The organism is Hydrocoleum sp. CS-953, from assembly GCF_002260545.1.
Lineage (GTDB): Bacteria > Cyanobacteriota > Cyanobacteriia > Cyanobacteriales > Microcoleaceae > Trichodesmium.
The window spans coordinates 1-3593 of sequence record NZ_LGSU01000547.1 but is presented as its reverse complement, the minus strand read 5'-3'; the positions used below and the strand labels follow the sequence as shown (position 1 = coordinate 3593).

2 protein-coding genes and 1 pseudogene are annotated in these 3593 nt (G+C 38.9%); all 3 read left to right on the top strand.

Annotation, left to right across the window (positions count from 1 at the left end; translation table 11 throughout):
- Positions 1 to 500: 500 nt before the first annotated feature.
- Positions 501 to 975: pseudogene (locus AFK68_RS05770) on the top strand (Tab2/Atab2 family RNA-binding protein); the annotation flags it as partial.
- A 1-nt stretch (position 976) separates the two neighbouring features.
- Positions 977 to 1570: Tab2/Atab2 family RNA-binding protein (locus AFK68_RS05765; RefSeq protein WP_094671954.1), on the top strand; the 594-nt coding region annotated here is incomplete at its 5' end.
- Positions 1571 to 2291: 721 nt separating this feature from the next.
- Positions 2292 to 3590: a TldD/PmbA family protein gene (locus tag AFK68_RS05760; RefSeq protein ID WP_094671953.1), complete on the top strand. Its 1299-nt coding sequence runs from the start codon at positions 2292 to 2294 to the stop codon at positions 3588 to 3590.
- Positions 3591 to 3593 lie beyond the last annotated feature (3 nt).

Here is a 3593-nt window from a genome sequence, read left to right as displayed (position 1 = left end):
GGGGGAAGAGGGGGGAGACAGGAGTCCCTATTCTACTTTTTTCCCTCGCCCGTATTTCTCAATCTCCTGACACTTTCAGACGTCAGACTGACTCCTGAGCCAAAAATCCTCATCTTTCCGGAGATACACTTAGGGCTTCTATAGAGTTAAGGATTTCCATTTAGTATAAGTAGTTTTGAAAACTCATGTGTCGGGTAAGTCATCGGTAGTTTTAGTTTGAAGGTTAACTCACTCATGCCTAGATTTTTAGACTATTCTACATAAGTCTGTAGGATACTGTCGGATAAATTCTGTTCCTAATTTTTCACATATTTAGGACTTACGCAAAGACCATGTATGTAGTGTTAAAAACTATAACGTTATAGTTTTTTAACTCTATATATAGTACCTATGCGTAAGTCCTGATATTATTAAAATATCCTCCCTCTCATCTTATTCGCAAACTCTGGTAATTTGAAAATAATTACTAATCCGATTTAGCATAAATTTAAGAGCAAGGCATGGCCATTATTTGGGAACTAGACTTCTACAGTCGTCCAATACTCGATGACAGACAAAAAAAACTTTGGGAACTATTAATTTGCGAAAGTCCCGTAGGCGTTAATGACCCGACAGACTCTTTGTATCGTTACTCAGAGTTTACAAGTAATCAAGAAGTAAACTCAATTTGGCTACGGAATGCTATAGAAAAAGCGATCGCTGATGCTCCCGAACCGCCTCAAAAAATACGCTTCTTCCGTCGCCAAATGAATAATATGATTACCAAAGCTTGTGGAGAATTGGCCATACCTACAGCCCTAAGTCGTCGCACTTATATACTTAACCAATGGCTAGAACAACGAATGGAAGAAGTTTATCCGACTTATCCCGGTTATCAAGCAGGAACAAATCCTTCTGTTCAATATATGAATTCTGCACCACAACCTTTACCAGATGCCTTAATTGGAGAAAAGTGGACATTTGTTAGTTTAGAAGNGCTTGTGGAGAATTGGCCATACCTACAGCCCTAAGTCGTCGCACTTATATACTTAACCAATGGCTAGAACAACGAATGGAAGAAGTTTATCCGACTTATCCCGGTTATCAAGCAGGAACAAATCCTTCTGTTCAATATATGAATTCTGCACCACAACCTTTACCAGATGCCTTAATTGGAGAAAAGTGGACATTTGTTAGTTTAGAAGCTAGGGCTTTCGCAGAAATGTCAGAGTGGGATATTGATTTTGGAGAAGCTTTTCCCCTGAGTATGATGAATCTAGAACCTAATTCTCCTATTCCTGGTTTAATTATCTATTCGTCTAGGGCAAAACCTTTAGCTGCTTGGATGTCAGGCTTAGAGTTAGCTTTTGTCCAATTTAATTCTGCTTCTCCAGCTAGATTATTACTAAATACTGGAGGTGATGATTCTTGGATTTTAGCTAATCTGAGTAATCCATCAACTATTGCGGAAGCTGAAGGATTTTCTGAAGCAAAGTCAAAGGCTAAAAATGTTCATTTTCTGGCAGTACAGTCAAATCCAGAATCAGAATCATTTGCTGGATTTTGGTTATTACAAGAAATTAATCTTTAGGGCTTGCTGAAATAGTCTTTTTAGGGAGCAGGGAAATAGGGGATTCATTAATTAATAATGGATAATGAATAATGAATAATGGATAATTACCTCAAGGAAAACTGAGAGGATTGAATATAAGGAAATCTCTTATACTAATCCGTGCCAGATTTGTGAAAAAAAATTGTAGGGGTTTGCTCTCCTTTCCCAAAGCTAAGATGGGATTTGGAAACTAAATCCCTACGATAAAATCTTACAACCTATGCGCGGATTGCTATAGCACTTTTTTTCTATTTAATAAGGAGAGGCTTTAAACCAAATTTTTCGGTAAATGCTTTAGGCTTTTTAGGACTTTTAAAATGTAGGTCTTTAATAATCAAAATTATGGGCATTGCATAGTTGCGGGATAATTTTGTCAGAGAGCATCAACCATAATCCCCGTATCTCCGTGTCTCCGTGTCCCCGTGTCAGTCTCAATTATCCCAGTATTCACCAACGCCAAATTATGGGGCGCGAGTATAGGGGGGTGTAGCAGGAAAGTCAGTTTTTATTAATCCAGCTTACCTATCTTCTAGACTCTTTACTTCCCAACCTCCCCACACTTCCCACACTCCCCACACTCCCCACTCCCCAACCTCCCCAAACTCCTTAAAAAGATTTAGTTAAGCTTTGGGTACTGGACATTGGTACAATCCTACTAGCAATTCCATTGTCCAAAATCAAAAATCCCAAACAAAATGTTATGACCGAATTAGCAGAACAACTGCTAGAACTAGCTGCCAAAGCAGGTGCTGAGGCAGCAGAAGTATTTCAAGCCCAATCACACTCCCAGCCCATATTTTTTGAAAGTAATAGACTCAAGCAATTAGAAAGTACCCAATCAGAAGGTACAGCACTCCGACTTTGGCGAAATGGACGTCCAGGACTAGCTGTAGCTCATGGACCGGTGACACCTAAAGCTTTAGTAGAAAGAGCCATCTCTATCAGTAGTTTGAATGAACCAGAATATATTGAACTGGCCTCGAAAGCCAAAAATCGTCATTATCCCAACCAAGGGATATTTGTACCCGCAGAACAACTGGTAAAGTGGGGCAAAGAGGCGATCGCCTTAATTCGAGAATTTTATCCAGATGTGATTTGTAATGGAGAATGGGATTGTGAAATTGAGTCTACCCGTTTGATCAATTCATTAGGACTAGATTGTAATCATATAGATACAACTTTAAGTGGTTATGTAGAAACTGATTGGGTAAGGGGTGAGGACTTCTTAAATATATCTGATGGTCAAATTCAAAGAAATAGCCTGGACCCTAAGAAAGTAGCAAACCGCATCTTACAAAGACTAAATTGGGCAGATAAGAATGTGGCGTCCCCTAGTGGTAGGATACCTATTTTATTTACAGCTAAAGCAGCAGACTTATTATGGAGTACCATATCACTAGCTCTGAACGGCAAACAGGTACTAGAGGGTGCTTCTCCTTGGAGCGATCGCTTAGGGGAGCTTGTCACGAATAAGCAAATTACTATTTCTCAACAACCAGAAGAAGGGCCATTTAGTTGTCCTTTTGACGATGAAGGTACTTCGACTCGCTCTATAGAATTTATTCAAAAGGGTATTTTACAACTTTTTTATACGGACCGGACTACTGGCAGATTATTGGGTAGTGGAACTACTGGTAATGGTTTTCGACCAGGTTTAGGTAGGTATCCTACACCAGAATTATTTAATTTTATAGTTAAGCCTGGAGAGCGATCGCTAGAGGAATTAATAGGGATGTTGGATGATGGAATTATAGTGGATCAAATTCTAGGTGGTGGTGCTGGTATTTCTGGTGACTTTTCTATTAATGTTGAACTTGGGTATCGTGTGAGAAATGGTGAAATAGTTGGTAGAGTGAAAAATACTATGGTTGCTGGTAATGTTTATACAGCATTAAAGCAATTAGTAGAATTAGGAAATGATGGGGAATGGAATGGTTCTTGTTATACTCCTCATGTAATTGTAGAAGGATTATCTACTATCGGTAAAGTGGATAATTAATAA

What these genes read in the sequence shown, in the direction of transcription:
- AFK68_RS05760 (WP_094671953.1), top strand. Translation starts at nt 2,292, where the DNA reads ATGACCGAATTAGCAGAACAACTGCTAGAACTAGCTGCCAAAGCAGGT.